Source organism: Neolewinella lacunae (assembly GCF_014349155.1).
Lineage (GTDB): Bacteria > Bacteroidota > Bacteroidia > Chitinophagales > Saprospiraceae > Neolewinella > Neolewinella lacunae.
Window position 1 is genome coordinate 1 of record NZ_JACSIT010000017.1, and the last position, 262, is coordinate 262.

Sequence of the window (262 nt, forward strand, 5' to 3'; positions counted from 1 at the left end):
TGTCGATGTTGTCGTTGCCGTTGTCGTCGTCCGTGCCGTCCATGTCGTTGCCGTCGTCCAGCGTCTGGTCAAACTGCGGGGCGCCGGGGTTGTAGTTCCGGTCCGTGAAGCGGCTCAGGAACGCGAAGTCGTCCGTCAGCGTGGTCGTAACCCGGGGGATTACGTTGAGGTAGAGCAGTTGCGTCTCGGGGTTGCGGATGCCGTCGCCGTCCCGCGGGATCAGGTAGGGCTGGCCCAGCGTGTTGTACTCACACCAGTTCAC

General features: G+C 63.4%; 1 protein-coding gene. It reads right to left on the bottom strand.

Going from position 1 to position 262, the window contains the following annotated elements; translation table 11 throughout:
- Window positions 1-262: hypothetical protein (locus H9S92_RS22890; RefSeq protein ID WP_187464698.1), on the bottom strand; the 262-nt coding region annotated here is incomplete at both ends.